Raw genomic sequence first — 1,530 nt, 5'->3', positions numbered from 1 at the left:
TCCAGCCGCTCGGCCCGGGCCGCCACCGACGGGGCGCTCCCCCTGGCCGCCGCGACCCGCCCGGTCAGCTCGGCCCGCTCGGCGCCCAGCGCCTCCAGGCGCGCGGTGCGCGCCGCCGCCCGCTCCCGGTGCTCCTGCAGCTGGGCGGCGCAGCGCTGCTGCTGCCGCTCCAACCGCTCGCGCTCCTGGAGCAGTGCGGTCAGCTGCTCGGCCGCCCTCAGGGCCGCCCGGTGCTCCCCGGCCAGTTCGGTCAGCCGCCCGGCCAGGGCCGTCGCGGGCTCGGTGCCGGCCCGGGCCGCGGCGGCGGCCGCCTGCACCCGCAGCTCGGTCAGCCCGCGCTCGGCGTCGGTCACCGCGCGCTCGGCGCGCTGCTCCGCGGCGGTGGCCGCCTGTTCGTCGGTGGCACGGACCGGGGCGGCGGCGGGGGCGGCCGGCTGCGGGTGCTCGGTGGCGCCGCAGACCAGGCAGGCCTGGCCGGCGCGCAGCCGGTCGGCCAGCTCGGCGGCCATCCCGTCGAGCCGGCGCTGCCGCAGGTCGAGGGTGTGCTCGCGGGCGCTCAGAGCGGCCCGCTGGAGCCCGAGCAGCGCCTGCTCGGCCGGGGCGATGGTGGCCGTCAGCTGCTCCCGGCGGTGCGCGGCGGCCAGCTGCTGCTCGGTCTCGGCCCGGCGGTCGGCCAGCTGCTCGGCGCGGGCCGCGGCGGTGCGGGCCTGCTCCTCACGCTGCTGCCGGGCCTCGGCGCCGGCCTGCTGCTCGGCCAGCCAGCGCTCCGCCTCCAGCGCCAGCTCCTCGGCCTGGCGCAGCTCGGCGGCCTCGTGCCGCAGCTCGCCGGCCAGCTGGGCGCCGCGCCGCTCGTCGGCCGCGGCGACCTCCAGCCGGCCGAGCGTGGCCCGCACCTCGGCCTCCAGCTTGGCCAACTCCTCGGCCGGCGCATCCGGTGCGGGCACCACCTCGGACACCGGCGGCGCCGCCACGCGTTCGGGCGCGCCGGGTGTGGTGGCGATGGGTGTGGCGGCGCCAGGTGGGGTGGCGCTGGGCCCGGCGGTGGTGTGGTGTCCGCTCGCGCTGTGTCCGGTGGTGCTGTGTGCGCTCGCGCTGGGCTCGCCCGCGCCGTGCTCGCCCGCGCCGTGCTCGCCCGCGCTGGGTCCGCCCGGGCCGTGCCCACCGGCGCTGGGTTCGGCCGTGCCGTGCCCGCCCGCGCCGTGCTCACTCGCCCCCGGCCCGCCTGCGCTGTGCCGGCCCGCGGCCGGCTCGGCTGCGGGCCAGAGGGCTGCCAGCCGTTGGCGGGCCTGCTGCTCGGTGGCTGTGGCCTGGGCTGCGGTGGCCCGGGCGGCGGCGTGGCCGCGGAGGGCCGACTCGACTGCGAGGGCGGCCTGGGCCAGGGTGAGGCGCTGCTGCTCGGCCTCCTCGCGCTCGGCGCCCGCGGCCAGCTCGGCCTGCCGGCGCAGCGCCTCGGCGTGCCGCAGCTGGCGGCCGGCCAGGTCCTGGCGGGCCGCCAGCTCCCGTTCGGCGGCCAGCTGGCGGGCCTCGGCG

At 81.7% G+C, this 1,530-nt stretch carries 1 pseudogene; it reads right to left on the bottom strand.

The features are described from left to right. Nucleotides 1-1,530: pseudogene (locus ACQRUO_RS39375) on the bottom strand (hypothetical protein); the annotation flags it as partial.

The organism is Kitasatospora sp. LaBMicrA B282 (genome assembly GCF_050325825.1).
Classification (GTDB): domain Bacteria; phylum Actinomycetota; class Actinomycetes; order Streptomycetales; family Streptomycetaceae; genus Kitasatospora.
Note: the sequence above shows the minus strand (reverse complement) of the source record. Positions and strands in the feature narration are given on the sequence as shown.